The sequence below is a fragment of the Liquorilactobacillus satsumensis DSM 16230 = JCM 12392 genome (genome assembly GCF_001435195.1).
GTDB lineage: Bacteria > Bacillota > Bacilli > Lactobacillales > Lactobacillaceae > Liquorilactobacillus > Liquorilactobacillus satsumensis.
The window spans coordinates 83,479-107,777 of the sequence record NZ_AZFQ01000034.1 but is presented as its reverse complement, the minus strand read 5'-3'; the positions used below and the strand labels follow the sequence as shown (position 1 = coordinate 107,777).

Annotated in this window: 23 protein-coding genes; 15 read left to right on the top strand and 8 right to left on the bottom strand. The window is 39.5% G+C overall.

Annotation, left to right across the window (positions count from 1 at the left end; all coding sequences use genetic code 11):
- Positions 1-13 precede the first annotated feature (13 nt).
- The 5 genes from FD50_RS04340 to FD50_RS04320 all read left to right on the top strand — a co-directional run bounded on the left by FD50_RS04340 (position 14) and on the right by FD50_RS04320 (position 7,233).
- The gene (locus tag FD50_RS04340; protein WP_056960536.1) at positions 14-1,270 is read left to right on the top strand and encodes a M20/M25/M40 family metallo-hydrolase; all 1,257 of its coding nucleotides are present in this window, start codon (positions 14-16) and stop codon (positions 1,268-1,270) included.
- Positions 1,271-1,310: 40 nt separating this feature from the next.
- Entirely contained in the window at positions 1,311-2,483 is a 1,173-nt protein-coding gene (locus tag FD50_RS04335) for an amidohydrolase (RefSeq protein WP_056960534.1), read from the top strand.
- A gap of 71 nt (positions 2,484-2,554) precedes the next feature.
- Positions 2,555-3,901, top strand: coding sequence for a M20/M25/M40 family metallo-hydrolase (locus tag FD50_RS04330; RefSeq protein ID WP_056960532.1), 1,347 nt, complete (start codon positions 2,555-2,557; stop codon positions 3,899-3,901).
- Between the two features lie 120 nt (positions 3,902-4,021).
- On the top strand, positions 4,022-6,022 hold the full coding sequence (locus tag FD50_RS04325) for a S9 family peptidase (RefSeq protein WP_056960530.1): 2,001 nt from the start codon (positions 4,022-4,024) through the stop codon (positions 6,020-6,022).
- A gap of 53 nt (positions 6,023-6,075) precedes the next feature.
- Positions 6,076-7,233 carry an ArgE/DapE family deacylase gene (locus tag FD50_RS04320; protein WP_054757672.1) on the top strand — a complete coding sequence of 386 codons (1,158 nt, stop codon included), beginning with the start codon at positions 6,076-6,078 and terminating at the stop codon, positions 7,231-7,233.
- Positions 7,234-8,325: 1,092 nt separating this feature from the next.
- On the opposite strand, the gene FD50_RS04315 is transcribed toward FD50_RS04320, so the two are convergent.
- From FD50_RS04315 to amaP, 4 genes are read right to left on the bottom strand one after another with little or no spacing between them, the layout of a single operon-like run.
- On the bottom strand, positions 8,326-8,577 hold the full coding sequence (locus FD50_RS04315; protein WP_056960528.1) for a GlsB/YeaQ/YmgE family stress response membrane protein: 252 nt from the start codon (positions 8,575-8,577) through the stop codon (positions 8,326-8,328).
- 15 nt (positions 8,578-8,592) lie between these two features.
- The gene (locus FD50_RS04310) at positions 8,593-9,135 is read right to left on the bottom strand and encodes an Asp23/Gls24 family envelope stress response protein (RefSeq protein WP_056960526.1); all 543 of its coding nucleotides are present in this window, start codon (positions 9,133-9,135) and stop codon (positions 8,593-8,595) included.
- 27 nt (positions 9,136-9,162) lie between these two features.
- Positions 9,163-9,348, bottom strand: a complete 186-nt coding sequence (locus tag FD50_RS04305; protein ID WP_054757929.1) for a DUF2273 domain-containing protein — start codon at positions 9,346-9,348, stop codon at positions 9,163-9,165.
- Between the two features lie 11 nt (positions 9,349-9,359).
- Positions 9,360-9,917 (bottom strand): alkaline shock response membrane anchor protein AmaP, encoded by a 558-nt coding sequence (gene amaP, locus FD50_RS04300; protein WP_054757930.1) that lies wholly within the window; start codon positions 9,915-9,917, stop codon positions 9,360-9,362.
- A gap of 373 nt (positions 9,918-10,290) precedes the next feature.
- Here amaP and FD50_RS04295 point away from each other — a divergent pair, with 373 nt between their 5' ends.
- Both FD50_RS04295 and FD50_RS04290 read left to right on the top strand, forming a co-directional pair.
- Positions 10,291-11,148 (top strand): alpha/beta fold hydrolase, encoded by an 858-nt coding sequence (locus FD50_RS04295; RefSeq protein ID WP_054757931.1) that lies wholly within the window; start codon positions 10,291-10,293, stop codon positions 11,146-11,148.
- A 266-nt stretch (positions 11,149-11,414) separates the two neighbouring features.
- Complete coding sequence (locus tag FD50_RS04290) at positions 11,415-11,894, top strand: GNAT family N-acetyltransferase (RefSeq protein ID WP_056960524.1); 480 nt, start codon at positions 11,415-11,417, stop codon at positions 11,892-11,894.
- 250 nt (positions 11,895-12,144) lie between these two features.
- On the opposite strand, the gene FD50_RS04285 is transcribed toward FD50_RS04290, so the two are convergent.
- The 3 genes from FD50_RS04285 to FD50_RS04275 all read right to left on the bottom strand — a co-directional run bounded on the left by FD50_RS04285 (position 12,145) and on the right by FD50_RS04275 (position 14,954).
- Entirely contained in the window at positions 12,145-12,753 is a 609-nt protein-coding gene (locus FD50_RS04285) for a superoxide dismutase (RefSeq protein WP_056960522.1), read from the bottom strand.
- Between the two features lie 96 nt (positions 12,754-12,849).
- The gene (locus FD50_RS04280; protein WP_056960520.1) at positions 12,850-13,797 is read right to left on the bottom strand and encodes an AEC family transporter; all 948 of its coding nucleotides are present in this window, start codon (positions 13,795-13,797) and stop codon (positions 12,850-12,852) included.
- Between the two features lie 191 nt (positions 13,798-13,988).
- Positions 13,989-14,954: a DUF1307 domain-containing protein gene (locus tag FD50_RS04275; protein WP_056960519.1), complete on the bottom strand. Its 966-nt coding sequence runs from the start codon at positions 14,952-14,954 to the stop codon at positions 13,989-13,991.
- Between the two features lie 256 nt (positions 14,955-15,210).
- On the opposite strand from FD50_RS04275, the gene FD50_RS04270 reads away from it, so the two are divergent.
- From FD50_RS04270 to FD50_RS04235, 8 genes are all read left to right on the top strand, one after another.
- A complete protein-coding gene (locus FD50_RS04270) occupies positions 15,211-15,564 on the top strand; it encodes a DUF1516 family protein (RefSeq protein ID WP_056960517.1) in 354 nt (117 codons plus the stop codon).
- A gap of 72 nt (positions 15,565-15,636) precedes the next feature.
- On the top strand, positions 15,637-16,491 hold the full coding sequence (locus tag FD50_RS04265) for a YitT family protein (protein ID WP_056960514.1): 855 nt from the start codon (positions 15,637-15,639) through the stop codon (positions 16,489-16,491).
- A 602-nt stretch (positions 16,492-17,093) separates the two neighbouring features.
- The gene (locus tag FD50_RS04260) at positions 17,094-17,654 is read left to right on the top strand and encodes a GNAT family N-acetyltransferase (RefSeq protein WP_056960512.1); all 561 of its coding nucleotides are present in this window, start codon (positions 17,094-17,096) and stop codon (positions 17,652-17,654) included.
- Positions 17,655-17,763: 109 nt separating this feature from the next.
- Complete coding sequence (locus tag FD50_RS04255; RefSeq protein WP_056960511.1) at positions 17,764-18,834, top strand: iron-containing alcohol dehydrogenase family protein; 1,071 nt, start codon at positions 17,764-17,766, stop codon at positions 18,832-18,834.
- The gene (locus FD50_RS04250) at positions 18,824-20,014 is read left to right on the top strand and encodes an aminotransferase class I/II-fold pyridoxal phosphate-dependent enzyme (RefSeq protein ID WP_056960509.1); all 1,191 of its coding nucleotides are present in this window, start codon (positions 18,824-18,826) and stop codon (positions 20,012-20,014) included. The genes FD50_RS04255 and FD50_RS04250 overlap by 11 nt, the downstream gene beginning before the upstream one ends.
- Complete coding sequence (locus FD50_RS04245; protein ID WP_415615268.1) at positions 19,998-21,386, top strand: class-II fumarase/aspartase family protein; 1,389 nt, start codon at positions 19,998-20,000, stop codon at positions 21,384-21,386. Before FD50_RS04250 ends, FD50_RS04245 begins: the two co-directional genes overlap by 17 nt.
- Positions 21,383-22,159 (top strand): transporter substrate-binding domain-containing protein, encoded by a 777-nt coding sequence (locus tag FD50_RS04240; RefSeq protein ID WP_054757938.1) that lies wholly within the window; start codon positions 21,383-21,385, stop codon positions 22,157-22,159. Before FD50_RS04245 ends, FD50_RS04240 begins: the two co-directional genes overlap by 4 nt.
- A 28-nt stretch (positions 22,160-22,187) precedes the next feature.
- Complete coding sequence (locus FD50_RS04235; RefSeq protein ID WP_162256069.1) at positions 22,188-23,102, top strand: glutathione S-transferase C-terminal domain-containing protein; 915 nt, start codon at positions 22,188-22,190, stop codon at positions 23,100-23,102.
- A 94-nt stretch (positions 23,103-23,196) separates the two neighbouring features.
- On the opposite strand, the gene FD50_RS04230 is transcribed toward FD50_RS04235, so the two are convergent.
- Entirely contained in the window at positions 23,197-23,973 is a 777-nt protein-coding gene (locus FD50_RS04230) for a DUF1003 domain-containing protein (RefSeq protein ID WP_054757940.1), read from the bottom strand.
- Positions 23,974-24,299: the final 326 nt, after the last annotated feature.

The window sequence follows — 24,299 nt, the reverse complement described above, 5'->3', positions numbered from 1 at the left end:
TGGGAAAGCTGATATGGTGGAAATTGATAGTGAAAAGTTGTTGTCAGATTTGATCAACATTAATACGGTTAATGGAAATGAAAAAGAAATTGCTGATTATTTAGAAAGAATATTTCAAGATAACAATGTTAAAATTAAACGCTTGAAATACGCTGACAAGCGAGAAACTTTAGTAGCTGAAGTGGGTACAGGCGAAAAACCGGTGCTAGCTTTTGACGGGCACGAAGACACGGTTGCTTTTGGAGATCTTAAGGCTTGGAAACAATCTCCGCTGGAAGCAAAACGCGATGGTGACGTAATTTATGGCCGCGGTGCATCTGATATGAAATCTGGTTTGGCTGCAGAAGTACTGGCTTTATTAGCACTTAAGAAAAAAGAAAGTGAACTTAAAGGAACTGTTAGGTTGTTTGCAACTGTCGGTGAAGAAGTTGGCGAATTAGGTGCTGAGCAGATTATGCAGCAGCAACTGGCTGCCGATGTTGATGCATTAATTGTGGGTGAACCCACTGGAACTCAGACAGAGCTTCTTAAAAAAAGCAATTTTTATATGAATCGCAATCTTAGTAATCAGCAGATAGCTGATATGATTAGCGCAAATCAGTTAGGCGAACAGTATTTCGTTGTTATAGGGCATAAAGGGGTGTTACAGTACAAAGTTGTTGCACACGGTAAATCTGCTCATAGTTCAATGCCGGAGCTAGGTCATAATGCAATAGAAGACCTTTTTAAGTTTGTTCAAGTTCAAACTGAGTACTTTTCGACGTTGACAACTGAAAATAATTTGTTGGGTAAAGTGACGCCGGTAATGACCTTATTAAGTGGCGGTGAACAAGTCAATACTGTTCCTGACAAAGCTGAAATAGCAGTAAATATCAGAACTTTACCTGAAAAAGATGGTGACAGTCTTGAAAAAGATATCAAGGGGTTGATTACGGAACTAAATGAACAAGGGGCTGACCTAGAGTTTAAAGTATTAGAAAAAGTTGATCCTGTATATTCAAAAGATGAGCTTACTTTAGCTAATCTGGCAAAGAAAATTGCGGCACCTTTGCTTGAACAGCAACTCACTTTTACTGGCATGTCAGGTGGCACAGATGCTTCTTTCCTTACCAAGAACAATCCGGAAATGGAAATGATTGTTTTCGGACCAGGCAATATTTCAGAATCACATAAAGAAAATGAATTTGTTAACGTAAAAGCTTATAAACAATTTATTAAGATCTATACCAAAATAGCAGTGAAGTTTCTTGAATACCATGCTGATGATTAGACTGCGATGTGGTTGACTTTGAAAATAGGAGGGGTTTGTAATGAATGATACAGTGGATGTCGATCATACTGATACTGAATTAGAAAAAAAAATAATTAATATTTTTATGGAACTTCACCGCCATCCTGAGGTATCAAATAAAGAGGAGTGGACAACTGCTTTTGTTAAGAATAAATTGGCTGCTGCTGGTATCAAGATTTTGAATATCGGAGTAAAAACGGGTGTGATTGCTGAAATAATTGGTAAAGCGCAAAGTAAAAGGATAATTGCCTTAAGAGCTGATATTGATGCGCTTCCGGTTCTTGAAAAAACCGGCTTAAAATACTGCTCGCTCAATGATGGAATTTCACATGCTTGCGGTCATGATTTTCACACAGCTGCTTTGCTAGTGGCAGCTGAAATTCTTAACAAAAAGAAAGATCAATTAGAAGGCAGCATTAGGCTGATTTTTGAACCAGGAGAAGAAAATCACTCTGGTGCGAAACTAATGATTGCTGCTGGAGCACTCGCAGGAGTTTCAGCTATTTTCGGCATGCATAATATGCCCACTATTCCTTGCGGAATAGTAGCATTGAAAAGCGGTGCGTTGATGGCCTCTAATGATAACTTTCGGATAGCTGTTCATGGAATTAGCGCTCACGCTGCTATGCCGCACACAGGAAAAGACCCTATTGTAACTGCCGCAACAATAATTACAACATTACAGACAATTATCAGTCGAAATACTTCTCCCTTTGAATCAGCGATTGTGACCATTGGTAGTATTAGTGGCGGAAAAGTAAATAATGTTATTCCTGATGAGGTAATTTTTAAAGGCACGATTAGGACCTTTTCTGAAGAAGAACGCAATTATATCAAAGAAAGGTTTACTCAGATAGTTAATAATGTTGGTGCAGCTTATGGACAACAGACAGTGATTAACTGGGACAAAGGGCCTTCTCCGGTTAATAATGACCAAGAGGTAACAGCAACGGTAAACCGCGTAGCTGAAAAATTTATGAAGGTGGTGACAGCGCAACCCTCGTGTGCTGATGATGATTTTGCCACTTATGAGGAACGAGTACCGGGCTGCTATGCTTTTATCGGGAGTCAGGGATCTTCCAATCTGCACCATTCTGATTTAATTGTTAATCCAAAAGCTTTGGTTTATGCAGTTAAACTGCATGTTGATACAGCTATCACACTATTGAATATTAATCAAGAAAAATCTTAACAACTTAACAGGTGTTTTTGGAAGTTAATTTTTGGATGGAAAAATAATTATGACGTAAGGAAAGTGATTTGATGAAAGATGATGAAAAGAAAATAATTGAAGCTTTTGTTGAAGAAGAATTACCAAGTTTGTTTGACTATTTGAAGATTCCCAGTATTTCAGCGCAAAATAAGGGAATTGATAAAACTGTTGCCTGGATTGTAGACAAGTTTAAAATTCTCGGCGCAGCAAAAGTAGAGAAATGGAACGAAAATGACGGCAATCCGGTTATTTTTGCTGAGTTCAACGGTAAGTCTGAGCAAACTGTTCTTTTTTATAATCACTATGATGTTCAGCCTCCAGATCCATTAGACGAATGGCTGACAGAACCTTTTGAACCGACTATTAAAGATGGGAAAATATTTGCACGCGGTATTTGTGATGATAAAGGCGAATTGTTGTCACGGCTGTCATTAATTGATTATTTTAACCAAAATGGCGGATTACCAGTCAACATCAAATTTTTGATTGAAGGCGAAGAAGAAATTGGCAGTCCGCGAGTAGAAAAATATGTTTGCAGTCATGCGGAACAGTTAAGTGCGGATTATTGTATTTGGGAAGGAGGCGGCAAAGACGAACACGACAATTTTCAGATCACTTGTGGTTTAAAGGGTATCGTTTCCTTTGAAATGAAAGTTGCTACAGCTAAAAAGGATCTTCATTCGTCTTTGGCAACTTTTGCAGATAATGCTGCTTGGCGTTTGGTAGAAGCCTTAAATTCTTTGAGAGATAAGGACGGTCAAGTCTTAGTTGACGGTTTCTATGATGATATTGTTTTACTTGATGAGAATACGAAGCAAGCAATTTCTGAACTTGATTTTGACAAAGATAAGTTAGAAAAAAATTATGGATTGCTGCGTCCAATTTCAGACAGAGGTTCGGCTGATTCACTAGTTAATGGAAATACAATCACAATCAATGGCTTAACTTCGGGATATGAGGGGGATGGCAGCAAAACCATTATTCCAAGCAGAGCATCTGCAAAGCTTGATTGCCGCTTAGTCCCAGATCAAGATCCTCAAAAAATTGCACAGTTAATCCAAAAACAGTTAGTTGTAAATGGTTTTAGTGATGTAAAAGTGGACTTAGGTCATGGTGAATATGCTTTCCGGACACCGCTTAATGATTCTTTTGTTAAGTTATGTAAAAAAATAGGTGATGAGGTATACGGTGTAGATAATTGTTTGATTCTTCCTAATATGCCCGGCAGTGGACCAGCACAGCAATTCAACAGCGAATTAAAGGTGCCAATTGTTATGGTAGGCATTCACTACGCCGGCAGTGGTCCGCATTCACCTAATGAAAATATTCGGCTTGAAGATTATAAAGAGGGCAGTTTCTATCTTTATAAAGTTCTCCAAGCCCTTGGTAATAAATAATGCTTATAGGCATATGTTCGTCAGCGAATATATGCTGTTTTATTAAAACAGCTGGTGATATTTTGAAAAAATTATGTCTGTTGTTTGTGCTTAAAAATAATTTTTTAAAGGGGCAAGTTTATGAATAAAACTGTTCAAATCAAAGACATGTATCATTTTGATTCACTTGCAAGTCCGCAATATAATTCCAAAGGAAACAAAGTGCTATATGTTCAAACCAAAATAACTAAGGCCAGTGATAATTATCTTTCTGAAATTCGTCTTTATGATCGTACTACTAGTGAAGACCATGGTATCTTAAAAGCCGATTCTTTAAACATTGAACCGTTTTGGGCAGCTGGGGACACTGGCTTTTATTTTATTTCAAATAAGAACGGAACTCGTCAGATTTATTACTATGATTTCAATACGAGGACAGTCAAAAAATTGACAAATGAAGCCACAGGCATAAAAGATTTTATGCTTCACCCAGATGGTGCTCACATACTATATTTGACTCAAACGAAAAAAGTTAAGTCTGGACCGGCTTTTACGACTACTAGAGCTTATTATAAGTTCAATGGTCATGGCTTGATTGAAGACGACGATCATTTAAGAAAGTTATGGCTTCAAAGAATTAACGATGGTAAAAAAATTTATCTAGCAGCGGTGAACTTTGGGTTCAGTTCACGCAAAGCATTTACGATTTCAGCTGATGGAACTAAGATAGTTTTTGAAAAAAAATTAGCTGAAGATGACGATTTTAATTTTGATGAAAGCTTATGGCAGCTGACTTTAAATGAAGAACTGACTGAAGTAGTGAAGAATGAAAATATTTTGAAAAAATTTGCACAGCAGTTATCGTTCAGTAACCCGTGTTTTTCACAAAGTGGTCGTTACTTAGGCTTTTTGGGGAATAAGGGTACATATAACAATGCAAAGGAAAATAAGCTTTTTGTTTATGATACGAAAGAAGAGCAGTTGTTGTCTTTTCCAACTGCAGAAGGTCTGCATGCAGCTGATTCTTGTGTAACTGATTTTCATCAGAATAACACTAACCCGTTGTTGCAGTGGAATGAAACCAAGCATTGTTTTGTTTTTATTGCCAGTCAAAAGGGTAAAGTTTGTCTTTATATGGCCGATCCGGCAAAAGAAATGGTTACTAAACTGACTGACCGCAAGGAACATATTCAAGATTTTGCCATTGATCCAGTTTCAGGAAATCTAGCACTAGTGGTCAGCCGTCCGGAACTGCCAGCAGGATTATTTGTTGAAGAATTTGGGAAAGCAGAAGCAGAAGAGTTGAAGACAAAGACTTTAAAGCAGCGGCAGGATTATACTTTTGCTGAGTATCAGGTCTTTGAATTTATGCACAGTGATGGAGGAAAGATCCCGTGTTTCTTTGCCTTACCGCCTTTTTTTTCTGGCAAAGAGAAGATTCCTTTAGTACTTGATATTCATGGGGGACCGCATGCTATGCACGGGTATACTTTTCACCATGAAGTACAAGCTCTTGCCGCAAAAGGGATGGCTGTCCTATTAGTCAATCCGCGTGGAAGCTTTGGCTATGGTCAAAAGCATGCTGATGGTGTTGTTGGAAACTATGGTAAAGGTGATTATGAAGACCTGATGATTGCCATGGATCAAATTATCAAGAGGTTTCCAGAGATTGATCAAGACCGGTTGTTTGTTACTGGCGGCAGTTATGGCGGCTTTATGACGAATTGGGTTGTTGCCCATACGGATAGATTTAAGCGTGCAGCGACACAGCGCTCGATTTCAAACTTTGTAAGTATGTCGGGGACGAGTGATATCGGCTACTGGTTCAACGCTTCCGAAGCCGGCGGTGTTAATATTTTAAAGCCGCAAAAATTATGGGAAGAATCGCCGCTTGCCTATATCAATAATGTTAAGACGCCTACTTTGATCTTGCATAGCGATCAGGACCTTAGGTGTCCGATGGAACAAGGAGAGCAATGGTTTGTTGCCTTGAAGACTCTAGGTGTAGAAACTAAATTTATCCGCTTTTTTGGAGAAAGCCATGAATTATCAAGATCGGGAAAACCAAGCAATCGGATTAAAAGGTTGAGTGAAATAGTTGCTTGTTTTACTGATGAAAATTATTTCTCGAAAAAGAAATAAACTATAAGTTGGCGAAGCGAAAATTATTAAATTATTATTGAGGATGGTCAAAAATGGATGAACAAAAAAGAGACTCTTTTCTAGCAACTTTAATACATGCAAACACTGTTGGTGGCCATGAAAAATCTTTAGCCAAAATTTTAGAAAAAAAATTCCAAGAACATCAAATTAGTTGTAAATTAGTTTCTATAGAAGATGATCGTTGTGATTTCTATGCTGAAATGGGAAATAGCGATGGACCTGTACTCGCTCTTTCAGGGCACGAAGATGTAGTAAAGCTAGGAAACCTAGCTGCGTGGAAATTTCCGCCTTTGAGCGCGCGGGTCAGCAAAGGGAAGATGTATGGGCGCGGAGCATCAGATATGAAGTCTGGACTTGCAGTTATGACTTTAGCGATGATGGAATTAGCGGACGAAGGAATCCACATTAATGGGAAGCTGAAGCTTTTATGTACTGTAGGTGAAGAAACCAGTATGGTCAATCATATGCAGGGTGCTAAAAGGTTTGTTATAGATGGGTACCTTGATGATGTGGACCATTTGCTGGTTGCAGAACCGACAGGATATCGGGTTGTGTTTGCTCACAAGGGTTCTATAACCTATGAGATTGCTTCAAAAGGTAAGGCAGCACATAGCTCGACTCCTGAGCAGGGTTATAATGCAATCACTCCGCTTATAAGGTTCTATGAAAAGCAGGAAGATTACTTTTCAGCGCTGAAGAGTGAAAATAAATATTTAGGTAAAGTAGTACCAGTTGTTACTAAGATAAAAGGCGGGGATCAGCTGAATTCAGTTCCTTCCGCGGCTAGTCTCTTTGTTAAAATGAGAACTATTCCGGAAATATCAAATGACCAGATTATTACAGAAATTAAAAAATTAGTTGCAGATATTAATAATCACTTTGACTCTCAACTGGAATTCAAACTTTTAGGTAACAAAATTCCCGTCATTACGGATCCAGATGATGAATTTGTTTCTCTAATAAAAGATGCGGCAGAACGTAAGCTGAATTTTGACTTTCCGTTACACAGTTTTTCTGGAGGAACAGATGCTTCAGAATTGGTAAAGGCTAATCCGCAAATGAATGTAGTTGTATTTGGACCGGGTTCTAATACATCTCATCAGGAAAATGAATATGTTGAATTAAACCAATTTAATTATTTTATTGATATATACAAGGATATAATAAAAAGATTTTTTAAGGTCCAATAGTGTAGAACAAAGAATAACGCTATGAAAAGTTGTATTTTGTAGGTTACAGATTGTTTTTTTAAGGTAGAGAGTGTCTGAATAATAAGCGGCTGGATCAAAATTTATGTTTTGATCCGACTTTTTTACATTTTTTATAGTTTCTATAATTAATGTGTTTCAATAGTCAACCTTTTTGCTTAACTACAAGTTATTTGTAGTCAAGTCCAAGTGTCGAAAACAGATCATGATGCAACTTTTATGTGTGTTAAAGAAGATTCAATGATCAAAGAGCCTAAATCAGCTTATAATTTACAAATCACTATGAATAAACAATTTGTAATTATCTTTGGTATTTTCAAAACTTAGGAGACATCAAAAAATTAATTTCCTTTTTACAGCAGCAAAAATTAACTGGAATTTTAGGTATGTATATTGCGGTCGGTGCAGAATACGGTTCAGAATCAAATTAGCTATACCTTGAAGCTGGATTACCCGAACATATATCATTTATTACATACTGAAGATTTTTTTAGATTTTAAAAAGCTCTTGTTTAGAGGCCTTGAGAAGGTAAAAAGAGAAGTCAGAATTGCGTTGATGGCAATGAATATTAGAAAATTAGTGATAAATACCACCATTATAACGTAGTATTTGACACATAAATTATGCATAAGTCGAGTTGGTAAGATTTGCGTACTAACGTGGAACTACGATCAACGTGCAGCCCTTGTCATAAGTAATGTGAAATTAGACAAAGTATCTTTGGCTTATGAAGTGAAGCATGTCTATCCAGAACAAATAAAAGGGGGTGTGTCAAAAGTTAACTTTTGACACACCCCCTCTTTTATTTCGTATAAACGTGTTCCATAAGTCAAAATCTTCCGTCTAACTTCGAATTACTCATAGCAAAGTACTCGCTATGTTCGTAATTTCGAGTTAACACTCAAATTTTCCCGACTTATGTCACACTCTCGATGTAACTTGCCATCTAAATCATCCACTGAGCGGCTAAGCTTACCGCCCACCACCACACTACTTATAGCATTTCTGATGAAAGTGGCAGCAATTATTATAAATTTTAAGATGGCTTTTTAAAACAGCTAGGTCAGCATTTCTTATCGCTTACTGGTTCGACCAAAGAAAAAGGAAACGATTAGGACCAAAATAACTGCCCCAATGATGGATGGGATCAGCGCCATTCCGGCTAACGATGGCCCCCAAGTGCCTAATAGTCCTTGTCCAATCCACGCGCCGACTAAGCCAGCGACGATATTTGCAATCCAACCCATGGCTGCTCCACGATTAGTGATTGCACCAGCAATAGCGCCAATGATAGCGCCAACAATTAATGACCAAATTAATCCCATAAGATATCTTCTCCTTTAATTAACACGACTAGGTTCATTGTCAGGCGTTACTTTATCCACGCCTTCATTTAATGTTTCCTTCGATTTCTTTGCACCCTTGCTAACTGCTTCCTTCGTTTTATCGGTAGCATCACTAACACGGTCTTGCAGAGAAACTGAGTCTTTTTCATGCTGTTCCCTTGTCTTGACATCGACAACATTCACATTGACCTCAATCACTTCTAAGTCGGTCATCCGCTTCACCTCACGGACAATGACGTCCTTGATTTGATCGTATATTTTTGAAATGTCAATGCCGTATTCAGCGACAATGTCGAGATCGACAGCCACTTGTTTTTTACCAACTTCGACATCGATGCCCGCTGTAACATCGTTAGTATTGACTAATTTTTCAGCAATATTAGAGAAGAATCCCCCATCTACGGTTAGCAAGCCCTTCACTTCAGAAAGTGCGATCCCAATGATCTTTTGGATAACCTTATCTTCAAAAGTTAACTCACCTTTAATACCTGGCTTTTTGTCGGGAATTGTTTGTGAATTAGATGTTCCATTTTGCATAATTTTTTCCTCCCTTAATTTAAATAGTTACTTGAATAGCTTTGATAAGACACCAGTTTTCTCAATGTAGTAACCAACTGCGATGCCGAGTGCAACGAAAATTAGAATCACCAAGGTTTTAAGGAAGCCAATGGTGATGATAAGAACCGCAAGGAGTAGGCCTACGAGTCCGCCAATGATGGGCCAACGATAGGCTTTGATGAGTTCGGTCACATTATCACCTCCTAAATAACGCGAGACTGTTTCATATTAGACTCAGAAGCATTAAAATTTACGAGCCGAATCGTGATCGCTTTTTGCTTTGAAATGCCAAGACAGGTGCGTAAGTCCTCCTTAAGTTGATTCAAGAAAGCCGCCGTATGTTGTTTTGCATTTATCGAATTTAGCAGGTCGCCTGAGATTTTGAGCTTAATTTTATTTTGTGACAACTTAGCAGACACCCTGGGATTTCCGATAAAAGGCTCTTGTTGCAGCGCCGAAAGAGTAAAGTTTTCAATGGCCTTTTTACTAACTGTGACCTGCCCATCAGGTTTTTGATGGAGATACAGTGAGCGCGCGCGTGGCCAAAAGAGAGTGATAAATAAGAGAAACACTAAAAATGTCGCCAGAATAACCCCACTCCAGAAGAGATATAGTGGTTCGTACTGAGTCAACCAGTCAAAGTGAAACGATATAGGAGTAGTTCCAACCGCAGCTGCCCAATTCTGCCAGATCAGTGCAATTGATAAGGGGGCCGCGAGAATGATACCTACTACTATTAGGATCTTAAATATAAGTCGCACATTATCACCACCTTTACATTTACAGTATAACAGAACACATAAAAAGCTTAGAACTATATGCATTTATATATGACAAGCGCTTACCCTCGGGCTTTATTTTAAATAAAATATTGTTTTCTCCCATTAGAGACCTGCAAGTGAGTTAATAAATTACGTGCTTTTTTTTACATACAAGATGATAATGAAACTATTGAAAGCGGGGGCGGGTGAATTTAGGACAAAGAGAATGTGAAGAAGAAGGAAGACCCAAGCTTATCTTGCAAACAAGCCCACAATTTAAGGTAAAATGAGGGATGAGTAGTGGGACCTATAGATTATTGTCCCAGCAACGTATTTTTTCAAATTAAGTTATTTCAAAAGTGGAGGGATAAAAATGCAGGAACGTTTTATTGCTACTAAAGATAATATTACTTGGCACATTTATGAGGATGGAAAAGAAACAGCGCCCACAATTTTTCTGATTGCAGGTTTTCCACAAAGTGCTTATGCGTGGCGCAAAGTCTGGCCGCTTTTAGCCAAACAATATCATGTTTTAGCAATCGACTTGCCTGGTCAAGGATATTCAAGTGTTCCACGATCAGGATATGATACGAAAACAACCGCGCACAGAATACATGAATTAGTTATTCAATTAGGGCTAAAAAAAATTTTATATGTTGGTCATGATGTCGGAAGTTGGGTTGGTTTTACCTACGCACACCTATTTCCAGACGATCTTTTAGGTATTACGCTGATTGATGCAAATATTCCTGGAGTAACATTACAAAAACAAATCCCACTAGACGCAGAAAGTTGGCGAAGTTGGCATTTTCTATTTAATGTTATTCCTGATTTACCTGAAGAGTTATTAAAGGGTAAAGAACGGGTTTTACTTGAATGGTTCTTTTCTAATAAGGCACGTAATTGGCGCACTGCTTTTACAAAAGAAGATATTGCTGAATATGTACAAGAATATCGTCAATTAGGAGTTATGCGGGGAATGCTTGGGTATTATCGTGCCGTTTTGGATGATTTTAAGATTAATGAACCTTTATGCACCAAAAAAATAGTCATTCCGCTTCTTACAATTAATGGTGAATTCGGTTCATCACGGGATCTTTTTGAAAAACTAAAAACCTTAGGAAAATCAGTTAACGGAAGAACGATTAAGGAATCTGGACATTATATTCCAGAAGAGAAGCCGGCTGACTTAGCTGCACAAATTCTAGAATTCATTAAAAGCTTAGTTTAAGGATGAAGTAGGGCTCTACAAAGCGCTACTCAAAAACAACCTGCAATAGATGTTGTTCATTTATTGTAGATATTATTTATATAAGAAAAACTAGATTTTCAGGATCCAGTGAAATTGTGGGACACTTAGGTTGTTTGTTGGCTAGAAATTATAAAGATTTAACATGATAAACACGAAAACAAGCGTCATTTCAAATTACTTACAAACTGTAATTATACAGGACACTTTATCACTGACGATCCAAGAGTTTATGGAGAAAAGTAGATATGATAACACAACGTATTTTCAAAGATATAGATGCACCCGAGGTGGCGGATTTAGTTAAAAAGACAATGTTGACTACTAATCTCAAAGACTATTCTAAAGAATACTTAGAAAATGATCTGAAAAAGCTAACAGCTCGTGATTTTATTAAAAAAGCAAAGGCTTTCCATTGTTATGTATTTATAGATAATGAACGCAATAAAATTGTGGCTGTTGGGTCTATTGGGGCTTATTGGGGCAAAAAAGATGAAAGCAGCCTATTTAATATTTTTGTCTTGCCCGAGTATCAGGGACGAGGAATCGGCAGACAAATAATTCAAACTTTAGAACAAGATGAATTTTTTAAACGAGCTAAACGAATTGAAATTCCCGCTTCAATTACAGGATTAAAGTTCTATCAAAAAATGGGTTATCATTTTAAAGATGGTAATAGTTCTCTTGATGGTGAACAGCTTTACCGACTTGAAAAATTTAATAACTGAAAGCTAAAAAATACAAACAAAAGCACTGCTAAAAGTAATAAAAAGAGAGTGTGTGACATAAGTCGGGAAAATTTGAGTGCTAACTCGAAATTACGAACACAGCGAGTACTTTGCTATGAGTAATTCGCAGTTAGACGGAGAATTTTGACTTATGGAACACGTTTATCCGGAATAAAAGAGGGGCTGTGACAAAATTTTACTTTTGTCACAACCCCTTTTTATTTAGTCACGTTCTAATTGCAGATTAAGCTTAATGGTCCGTTAGGCGCTGTGCCACTTTTTCCCAGTTAACAATGTGCCAAAAGGCTGCAATATATTCAGGGCGTCGATTTTGGTACTTCAAATAATATGCATGTTCCCACACATCCAAACCAAGAAGCGGTCTTTTCCCAGAAGTTATTGGAGAATCCTGATTAGGCAGCCCTAGAATGCTTAAATTACCTTCTGCATCTGCGACCAGCCATGCCCAGCCAGAACCAAAAACTCCTATAGCAGCTGCGGTAAATTCTTTTTTAAATTCAGCGACACTGCCAAAAGCAGTTTCAAGCTTCGCTAAAAGAGCACCCGTGGGAGCGGTGTCAAAAGAAGGTGTTAGACTTTCCCAAAATAATGTATGGTTAGCGTGTCCCCCGCCATTGTTTCTGACTGCTGTTTTTATGTCAGCTGGCAGCTTTTCCAAGGTTTGCAGGAGTTCGGTCAGTGAATAGTCAGCAAGTTCGGGATGTCCTTCTAATGCCTTATTTAGCTTGTCCACATATGTCTGATGATGTTTGTCATGATGCAGTTGCATCGTCTTTTGATCGATATACGGTTCAAGTGCATCGTACTCGTAGGGTAAAGCAGGAACTGTAAAGGTCATTTTTAAAACCCCTTTCATTTTCCGAGAAAAGCAACTTGTTTACTTGAAGCGTAACTGAAGTGGACAACTTTTTCCATTAAAATGCTCATTTATTGCTTAACCTACGCGTAACAACACTAGGAAAACGCTCATTGTAATCACGGCTAAAAGTGTACTGACGAGTTGTGTTGAAGCCATCTCGTCTTCATGCAGATGATTTTGAATGCCTAACATACTGGGCATTGCAGCTGTAGGAATCGCCAGGGTGGCAATTACCATCTGCTGAAAGTGAAAGCTCTCATGAAAAAGTAGCATGATTCCCCATACAACTAAGGGTAGACCAATGTTTTTAAGCAAAACGTTAACCAAGACAGGAATCGTCAGATGAAATTTTTGAGTATAAAGCATAATGCCAATGGAAAAGAGCGCCACGCCCCCAGCAGCTTGACCTAACTCACTAAAGAGCGGCTGAAACCTGGTTGCAAGATGAAAGCCTGTTAAATTTAATGTAAAACCGAGGATAGGAGCCCAGACCAGCGGCTTTTTTAAAGCACTCAACAGACGTTGTTTAGCAGATGCTGCGCTGCCAAAAGTATCCTTTTTTTGTGCCTTTGCAACTGATAACAACAAAACACTCAATGGAACTTGAACTAGATTGAGATACAGACCGCAAATTGCAACCAAAATAACACTATCTGTGCCTCCAAAAATAATTGCTAATACAGAAGTTCCCATGAACGGCACAGAGGGGCACGCAACAGAAAGCGCACGTAAGACTGCTAGCCCTAAATTGCTGCATAAATAGTTATAGAGGATAATTAAAATCACAAAAACCAGCAACATCCCGACACCTAGCCAAAGAAATAACGGCAAGTCATGAATAATGACTTCCCGTTGAGTTGCTAACAATCCACCGAAAAGACTCAGTGGGAGCGCATAAGACATTACAAGATCAATGAAAAGTTGGCTAGCATTTTTATCAAACTGTTTTAGCAGTCCTGCCAGATAACCCAGTGCAAGTGTAAAAATAATCGGTGCAATCGCAACAACTAACGTAAATGACATGAGCAACATCCTCTTTATTAAAATATGATTAAAAACAGCTTACCACAAATTGGCTTTTGGAATGGTTAAAATCAGAAATGAACGGAATAAAACTGGAAATAACGCTGAAAAGTATGTTAAAGCGGATTTAAAGTTACGAAAACAAACTGGCAGTAAAGAGAACTTGCGGTGAGGATGTTGTTTGAAGTCAACTATGATTCACGTTTTGAGATCAGTTTACCGTTGCTAAAGTAGAAATTGTAACTTTTTGTTGTAGTCGACTTGTCTTGATAAGTCAGCACTGAATAGGAGGTTGAACTACTGCGAAGTTCGTATGCTCTGCGCGGTTCGCCCAACATCTTGATGACATCGGCGTAAGAAATTCCAGTTTGTAGTGCATCAAATTGGGTACTTGAGATTTGAGTGCCTGCAGTGATTGCACGGCTGAGCATCTTAGTTGTGATGCGCTCACCAGTAGTATAAACCGCAAGATAGGCATTTTTGAGAGGCGAGAGGTACCACAGATAGCGGGCACGTTCTTCACCAGTTGTTTTTGTTTTTTGCGAGCTGTCAGGACGTCCCAGTTCTTTAGTCAGTGCAGCGACTGTAGTTCCTGCAGTCTCAAGGCTTGAACCGGCAAGTTTGATACTGTTGAAGTCGGTAATCGAGAAAGGTTTTTGGGTCAACTGCTTTTTAGTGAATTTTTTGTAGTTTTTATTTTCAACCTTCACAAATTTATTTTTCTGCAGCAGGGCTTCACTTTTTTCTAAACTGATTTGTTTATTCTTAGAACCTGAATAATACATTCCTGGAAGGCTTTTTATCTTCTGTAAATTGACCTTGGTGTAATCAATACTCAATTCTTCACGTGCATAGTACTTGTGATACGTGATTTTTTCGTGCAGCCCTTTAATTCCCTGATACTTTTGTGCGAGCGGGTTCAATATACGTTTAGCCCCTGCTTTGTTGGTAACTCCGAGTGCGGAATAAAGAATTGTACTGTTAGTGGTTTGACGTGTGACCCGATCTTTGCGAGCGTAATACGTTAAACGCAGATCAATGCCACTGCCGAAGCGTTGATAAGTAACCTGTTTTTCTTGGAAAAAACTACAGCCGGCCAATAATCCTGTCAAAAGTACGACTAACAAGATGAGCCGTGTAACCTGAAACCTTTTCATTGTGAGCTCCCCCTTTGTAGATCGCTTTTCCCCCTTTTGTTAGCCTTATTTTATCTGAGAAGTGCTGATTTTAACAAGTTAATAGCCTACAAAAGGACTGTTGTGAAACGCACAGGAGTGGGTGCAAGTTTAATTATAACTAGCGCTTTATTTTGGCAAAGGTTAGAATGAAATTGAAGGTTAAGCTGCTTAATAATTTCAAGAATTTGTGGTTGCAGATCTTTTAGCACGTTAATTAAAAAAAGAGGTCTTTTAAATGATATGGTTATGGTTACATTTAATAACATGGGGGATTTTACTGGGAGTGACATTTGGTGGCTTAACAGGATCTGCCACCAGAGCAGTGCGTTGTATAATGATTGCACGTGTCTGTTATCTGGTTGCAATTATCAGTGGTATTTTTTTATTAGAATTTACATGGCAGCGTGCTTTGTTTTTGACAATTATCAAAGTGCTTGCAGCGTTTGGCCTACTTGGATTAATTGAGGTCGCGTTTGCACGGAAGTTGCGTGGCACGCTTTCAGGCACAATGCGTTGGTTAACCTTTGGAATGTGTGTGTTGGTTGGGATAATTGGGTTGATACTGGCACACGGGCATCCCTTCATATAAGCATTAAAGAAAATAAAAGTGCAGCAGTTTTTTTGCCAGCAGGCTGCTGTGATATAAGGAGAGCAAGAAGAGATGAGACAAGGGATCCCAAAGAACCGCAAATTATGCTTACAAGCTGCCGGTATTGTTTTAGGCACACTGCTCTATGCTGTTTCGATTAATTATTTTTTGCTGCCAACACGTTTAGGAGAAGGTGGAGTTGTCGGGTTAACAACAATTGCGTACTATACACTGGGAATTGCTCCTTATCTGACGAACTTTGTCTTGAATGGCGTGCTACTGATTGCGGGATATCGTTTTTTAGATAAACGGACAACGTTTTTATCATTGTGGGCAATTTTTTGGTTGTCGGTCTTTTTAAAATTACCGGTAGTCGCCGTGTACCATACCAGCCAGACAATCATTCCAACGGTTGCGAGCGGTGTTTTGACGGGAATTGCTTTGGGAATTATTATGCGCTGTGGTGGAACGATTGCAGGTAGTACAATTCTGGCGAAGATTGCCAATCGCTATCTGGGGATTCAAACGGGAACTGCAACTTTGATTCTTGATTTGAGTGTTGCTTTGCCGATGGTTTTTATTATCGGGTTCCAAAATATGTTACTCACGGTTTTTGAACTCTATCTTTCAGACATGTTATTGAACCAGTTTATTGCACGTGTAGGGGCAAAAAAAGCAATTTTTATTGTCTCAGATGCGCATGCAGCGATTGCGGCGGAGCTTTCTGAGAGACTGCAGCAGGGCATCACGGTTCTAAAAGGCGAGGGTTTCTATAGTGGCCGCGAACGCACCTTGCTGTATCTCGTTTGTACACCGGCTCAAATTGCAAAAGTTGTTCCGATTGTTGAAAAGGTGGATGCAAATGCCTTAATTGTCGTGGAACATGTTCGAAGTGCGCGTGGATTGCAGATGCATCAGTTGCTATAGCTTAAAGGAATATTTTATTAAGAAATAATTAAAAAAGCGTTGACAAGTTACTGACTCGCGATTATAGTTATCATCAAATTCAAATTGAAATCTCATTAACAGTATTTGATTGGCGTGCTAGTTTGTGTGCTGGATAAATACTAGCGGACTATTTCAGTTTGAAACTTTTTATCAAAATGATCAAATGAAGCAATTAATTTAATATAATTATGCGTTGATGAGAAGAGTAGGCTATCGAGTAGATTTAAAGCGAACGCCGTTAGTGAAAGGGCGGAATCAAAAAATAGTTGAAGATGAACTCGGAGTTGAACGGTTACCAGTGCAAGCTGCATACCCGTGCGGACACGATACAGTCCCAGGCATCAGCAGGTGCTGGCAAGGTATAAACAGTGATGTTTGTATAAATAACGGGTGGTACCACGAAGGTTTTCGTCCCTGTACATTTTTTGTATAGGAGCGAAAACCTTTTTTGTTTGCGGTTAAAACAAGCAGCAAAATAGGTACGCATGAATGCATAAATTATAACAAGGTCCGGAGGTGAAACAGCAAACTGAATTTTTGAGGCAGAGATTAAAGTACAAAAATAAAGGAGTTAAAGCTTAATGGAATTTACAAGATTGTCCGGTGCAACAGGACAGGCAGCACAATTAACCGCACTATTGCATGCTGCTTACGCTGCAGATGAAGCATTACAAATTCATTTTGGAGCCGCAAAGGTTAGGGCTGAAGCCGTTGCACAACATATTATCAATACACCGACCTTTGTGCTAACAGATGAACAGCAAAATTTGATTGCAACGGTTTCAGTCCGTTTACCTTGGGGAAATGACCCCGGGCCGTTCAAGCTTCCGCATTTGGGATGGATCGCGACTAATCCGGAATATCAGCACCATGGATATGCAAAGCAAATAATTACGCTGGTAATTGAGCAATACATCAAGGAGACGTTAAATGCTCCAGCAGTTAGTTTGGGAACGGCGCTTGAACATCCTTGGCTGCGGCAGGCTTATCAGTCGTTAGGTTTTATACATGTTGCAACAGTGCGCAAGTTTCCAGATCATCAAACTGCATATCTTGTAAAAATTTTGAATAAAGAACAGGCACTCAAACTTAATGATTCTTATTTTCAAACCGTCCTTGCCAAACCAGTCAATAATCCGTAAAAAATGATGATCGCTAAACAATGGTCAGAAACAGGGGGCGGACTTAAAAGCTTATTTTGAAGGACGATTTGATGAGCAAAGCGTTTGCTTGAAAAGAGGAGGTATTGTGATGAAATGGAATCCAGTTCGATTGAGTCCGGCAGAATATGTGAATGAGGCAGGAATTTTAAGACAACTCAGACAGATTTTAAGTGCAAAGGGGTATCAAAAACCATTGGTGCTAACAGATCAAAGGGTTATCCAGGCTACGCGAAAGTATCTGCCTGCGGGTTTCTATGAGCAGGAACGTGTGCTTCTTTTTGCAGGAAGCTGTACTGATGCAGAAGCACAGCGGATTACGCAGTCTGTTAAAGATGAAGACGTGATAATTGCTTTAGGTGGAGGGCAGCTGCTAGATACTGCAAAAATTGTCGCCGCTCAGACCAAGACAGCGCTAATTAATATTCCCACTGTTCCCTCAAATTGTGCTGCAATTACCACTAAAAGCATGATTTATACAGAAAAAGCCCATGAATTGTGCGGGCGTAAGCGACATGCAGAACCGGTTAACTTGGTCCTAGTAGATCCACTGTTGTTAAGGCATGCACCAAAGCAGTATCTATTGTCCGGCATTGGAGATACTTTAGCAAAATGGTATGAGATTCGCCGGCGTTTGAATGTTCCTGCAGCTCAAGGAGCAATTTTAGAGATTGCTAGAAAAGCAATCGAAATTACACGAGAACGGACTTTGGCGATTAGCGACTTAGATAAACTTGATGAACAGACTTTTTCAGCGCTGTTAGATACAATTTTTTTGGTAGCTGCTTCTGTAGATGGGTTCGCTGCAGCACGCGGGCGTAGTGTAGCAGCACACAGCTTTCATAACAGTTACTTAAAAGCTGTTGCTCATCCAGTTAAAACGCATGGCGAGATTGTGGCCTTTGGAGTATTGGTACAGTTAGCAATTGAAGCAGAGTACACTGAGTTAGCAGAATTATTGGAGTTTTATCAGCGCATTGGTTTGCCAACGCAGCTTGCAGAACTGAAGTTGCAACCCAAAACCGCTGTGATTCACGCAATTGCGACAGAGATGGTTGCTCCCACAAATCTTAGAATTCAGACCGTCTATCCTAACTTATCCGAGGCAAAAGTCTTTGCAGCCATCAATTCGTTGGGAGGTGCACGTGAAAATGCAATTTAAAGCATCTCAACGCATTGCACAAGTAGGGCAGAAATACTTAGCTATTCAGCAAAAACAAATCCGTTCTTTGGAAAAACAAGGAATGAAAGTCATCAATTTGGGGCGTGGAAACCCAGATCAGCCCACTTTTCCGCAAATTGTTGCGAAGGCCAAAAGCGAACTGGAACAGCCGCAAAATTACGGGTATCCACCTTATGGCGGTAATGAAAATCTGAAGGCAGCTATCCGAAAATTTTATGCGGCTGAGTATCAAGTAACCCTTGCAGCTGATGAAGTGACTGTTTTTAGCGGGTCCACAGCAGCCTTGACGGCGTTACCGATGGCTTTGGCTAACAGTGGCGATGTCATTTTGACGCCTGATCCGGCTTTTTTCGGATATCATATTGGAATCACCATGAGCGGAGCCACAGAATGGCGCATGCCGCTACTGGCAGAGAATAATTATCTGCCGGATTTGAGTTTGATTCCGCCAGAAATTGCACAAAAGGCTAAGTTAATGTTTTTGAATTATCCGCATAACCCGACTGGAGCGGGTGCTACATCAGAATTTTTCGAGCGGGTCGCAGCTTTTGGGTTGCAGCATAAGATCGCCATTGTACATGACTTTGCCTATGCTGATCTTTCATTTGCAAAACCGGCACCTAGTTTCTTGCAAAGTCGGCGGGCAAAAGAAACTGGAATTGAGATTTACACGCTATCTAAGACGTTTAACATGGCGGGTTGGCGCTGTGCCTTTGCAGTGGGGAATGCTTCAATTATTAAGTTATTGAAAACCTATATTCAAAATTCTGTCGGTGGAACCTTCAATGTTGTTCAAAATGCTGGGAGCTTTGCATTACTTTCGCAAAAGAAACAGCGGCAAAAGCTGCGTGCACTTTATTCAAAAAGGCGAAGTGTCATGCGAGTATTGGAAGAAAATGGTTTTGCTGTAGCACATTCAGCTGGAACTTTTTTTAGCTGGGTAAGACTGCCAGCAACGATCAAAGATGAGCGTCAATTTGCAGCCGAACTGCTTAAACAAAAACAGGTGGCGGTTGTTCCCGGGAGTGCCTTTGGCAAAAACGGGCAAGGGTATTTTCGAATAAGTTTAGTGACTTCAACGGCAGTTTTGCTTACGGGGTGCAAACGAATTGTTGAATTTGTAAAAGATTATCACGAAGGGAGTGGACAATTTGACTGATGTTTTGGATTCACAGCTCTTACAAAATAACTTTAGTACCGCAGCGATGAGAATAATTTGGAGCGATCAAAATAAAATAACGCAGCAGTTAAAAGTTGAGGCTGCTCTTTCAAAGATTGAAGGTCAGCTAGGAGTGATTCCGCAAACTGCCGCAAAAAAAATTGTGCAAAGTGCTAAAATTGAGAATTTTAGGATCGAAGAACTTGCAAAACAAAGTGCTGAAAAGCGGCATTCATTAATTGCCTTAATTGATCACTTGCAGGTTTTAGCGGGAACCACAGCTGGGGAATATGTGCATTATGGCGCAACGACCCAGGATATTGTTGATACTGGGACTATGCTACAGGTCAAACAGGCATATGAATTGCTGCAAAAACATAGTGTTCAACTTCTGACAGTTCTTTCTCAGCAGACAAAACGTTACCGCCACACTTTGATGATTGGGCGGACACATGGGATTCAAGCAATTCCAATCACCTTCGGCTTTAAATTAGCGATTTGGTTAGATGAGCTACTGCGAGATCAGCAACGCCTAGACGCGCTAGCAACGAATCAGCGATTTGTAGGGAATCTCAATGGTGCTGTGGGTACGTACGCCGCTTTTGGACCTCAAGGACCAGAAATTGAACGCAGAGTATTACAGGAATTGGGACTAGACGTTCCGCTGATTTCCTGGCAACCTGCGCGTGACCGTTTCTCAGAATTTGCTGCTGTTTTAGGGATCTATTCAGGTACGTTAGGCAAAATTGGGCATGAATTATTTAATTTGATGAAAACTGAAGTTAATGAAGTCTGGGAACCATTTAAAAAAGGTGAGATTGGTTCATCGACGATGCCGCAAAAACGTAATCCGGCTTTGCTTGAAGGCTTAGCAAGCTTAACGCAACCAGTCTTTAAAGATGTTGGGCTGATGCTGGAGTCAATGCTGATTGATGGTGAACGGGACGCCATTCACTGGCGGAATGAATGGGTAGTTTTACCTGAAATTACCAACTACTTGGATGCACAGTTAGTAAATGCGACCGCGATTCTCTCTGGCCTGCAGGTTAACGCAGAGCAAATGCGCAGGAACCTTGAATTGCAAAATGGGTTGCCATTTGCTGAACGGATTATGTTCCAGCTCGGGAATGCTGTGGGAAAACAAACCGCACATCAATTAGTTTATCAAAGTGCAATGAAAGCAATTGAACAGCATCTTAGTTTCATCGACGTCTTATATGCCGAAGATAAAGTAAGAACTAACTTTTCTAAAGCTGAGCTGCTTAGCTGGCTGGACGCTACGGCACAACTGGGAAGTCTAGAAGAAAAGATCACAGCGGTTTTAAAAAAGGCAGCTGCAATTACACAGCGCAAGGAGGCAGAGCTAGAATGAAGCAAAAAAATGGACTTAGTTATTTAGTGTTGCTGTTGGCTTTAATTTTTGTGCTGGCAGGATGTTCAAAGGCAGCTGGTAGCCAAAAGAAGACGATCAGAATTGTGACGACCGGAGTCAGTTTTCCAGGCTCTTACAAAAAAGATAATCAACTACAAGGTTTTGACGTGGACGTTGCCAAGGCAGCGGCTAAGAAAATTGGCTATCAGGTTGAATTTAAAACAACTAGTTTTGACGGATTGTTTGGACAACTGCAAAGCAATAAAGTAGATGCTGTTGCAAGTAATATTACGATTACGCCGGAACGCCAGCAGCAATTTTATTTTTCAAAACCATATGGCTATTTTAAATCAGCAGTAGTAGTCAGCAAGCAATCTTCATTGACAGCTTTGCAGCAATTGAAGAATAAAACGATCGCGGCGACAGTAGGCTCGATTCAAATTCAACAATTAAAAAAGCTGTCATTTCCAACAAATGTCAAAACCTATGATGATCGTGAAGGGGCTTTGAATGCCGTTATTAATCAGCAAACAGTTGGCTATTCTAATGCACGGGCGATTTTGGCGGCATTAATTAAACAAAAGAAGTTGCCGCTAAAAATTCTAAAGGGTGATTTTGCACCTGAAAGAATTGCGTTGACCTTTAATAAGAATAGCCAAGGCAAAAAGTTACAAAAGAAATTCAATCAGGCGCTTGGCGAGTTACAAAAAGACGGCACGCTAGCAAGGCTTTCGAAAAAGTATTTTTCTGGTGTCGATGTGTCACATGAATAATCATAAAAAAGCAGGAAGGGATGATCAGATGAGTAAGAATGCATGCGCATGGCAGCCTCAACTTGAAACAGCTGAACAGGTACGTGACAAAAGTTTTGCGACAGGTGAATTGCCGCTTGAAAAGGGACGCTATACATTAGTTTGGGGTGCTTTTTGTCCATGGGCGACTCCCGTGGCAATTTTACTGGACTTATTACACTTAGATCAGGTGATTGGCAAAAGTCCAGTGTACGCATTAAGGCATACAGGGGTCGATAATGATTGGTTTTTTGGGGAAAAGGACAGTGAATTAGATCCGCTGTTGCAGATTAACCGATTGTCAAAAAGTTATCAAAAAACAGAGTCAGCTTTTACTGGGCGTGCAAGTGTTCCGGCTTTGGTAGATCTTAAGACTGGAAAAGTAGTTAATCACTCTTCGGCTCAATTACTAAGCGAGTTATCCAGACAGTGGAAAAAGTTTATTCCAAAAGATGCACCAGAGCTTTTTCCAGTTAGGCTAGAGACACAAATTTTACAGACTAATCAGCAAATTATCACTAACTTAGCGCAGGTTAGCAGCCAAATCGAAGAAAGTGCCACACAGGAGGAATATGAACGTTTAGTGGATCAATACTTTGATCAATTGGCTGTTTTTGAAAAGCAGCTTGAAGCGCAACCGTATCTTTTAGGGCGTCAGCTTACTTTAAGTGATCTTCTTTTGTTTGTCCAATTAGTGCGGTTTGATGTAGTCTATTATTATAAAAATAAATTGAATAAGCAGCCTCTATCTGCTTTGCCGAATTTGTGGCATTACGCTAGGAGATTATATCACCTGCAAGCTTTTAAACAAAATACAGATTTTCTCGCAATTAAACAGCATTTTTATCAAGGGACACAAGTAGTTGCAGGCTTTTCTAATGTCTTGCCGGTTGGACCTGATGTAAGCGCGTGGGAGTCGAGATAACAATTCAAATAATCAAGGATAAAATAAAGTTGAGCAGCTCAGACAAAACATGTGTTTTGCCCGCACTGCTCAACTTTATTTAGAAATAACATTACTAATCATTTTTTTGATTGCTAGCTTGTTGTTTATCAGCTTGGTTTTCTTCAAAATAATTTTGGAGACGTCGCAGTTCATTAACTTGCGACTCAATAGAACCCAACATCTCTGTTTGAATTTTTTGAATCTGTAAAATATTGGGCTGATCTTGCTGAATCAGGTGATCAATCTTTGAATGCAAGACTCGAATCTCTTCTTCAGACTTTAAATTGACATGATAATCGTTACGTGATTCCATCCGATCATACTTCGCAGCTCGATTTTGACTCATCATAATAAATGGAGCTTGAACCGCAGCTACCATACTTAAAAAAAGATTAAGTAAAATGAAAGGGAAGGCATCAAAATTTATGCCAAACCAATGGAACGTATTTATTAAAATCCATAAAATCATTAGTGAAACAAAAGAAATAATAAAGGGCCAACTACCCCCGAATTGGGCAACAGCGTCCGCTACCCTCTGACCAAATGTCAACGAGTTTTCCAATTGCTTCTGGACATCAACTACCTCGTAAGCGTCTTTTTCCATGACCCTCGTTAGTTTTTGATTAATCCGGCGGTTTTGCCGGTAGTCCTTTGCAATCATCTGATCCATTTTCTGCAAACGATAATGAACCAGATGCTCACTACAAATAAAGTCTTGGTTTGCTGCCTTTGGAAAGTCCCGGCGAATCAACGCTTTAATAGAACCATCCAAATCTTCCAGGAAAACGCCATCTATTAAATCATAGTTTTTATGATCTACTAGACAAAAAACTGTACGCTTTTGTTCCATGAGATAAAACACCTCAATTACTTAAAATGCGCGTACAGCAAAGCTCGCAAGTGGGTTATCTTCCCCAGCTGTTAAGCTTTGCAAATGCGCGGGACCATCGTCGTTTGAAGAACATATATGATTATCTGACATACTAACCCACCTGCCTTTCCTGGAAACCAAGTTACTTTGCAATCATATTTAGTATAAGGGATGATTATTTTAATGTCAAACGGCACAGTAGAAAGAAACCTTCAATCCGCTTAAAAATTGCTGCAATTTTATAATTTAGTGTGACACAAAAACGGTCAAACGAGAGTGTGACATAAGTCGGGAAAATTTGAGTG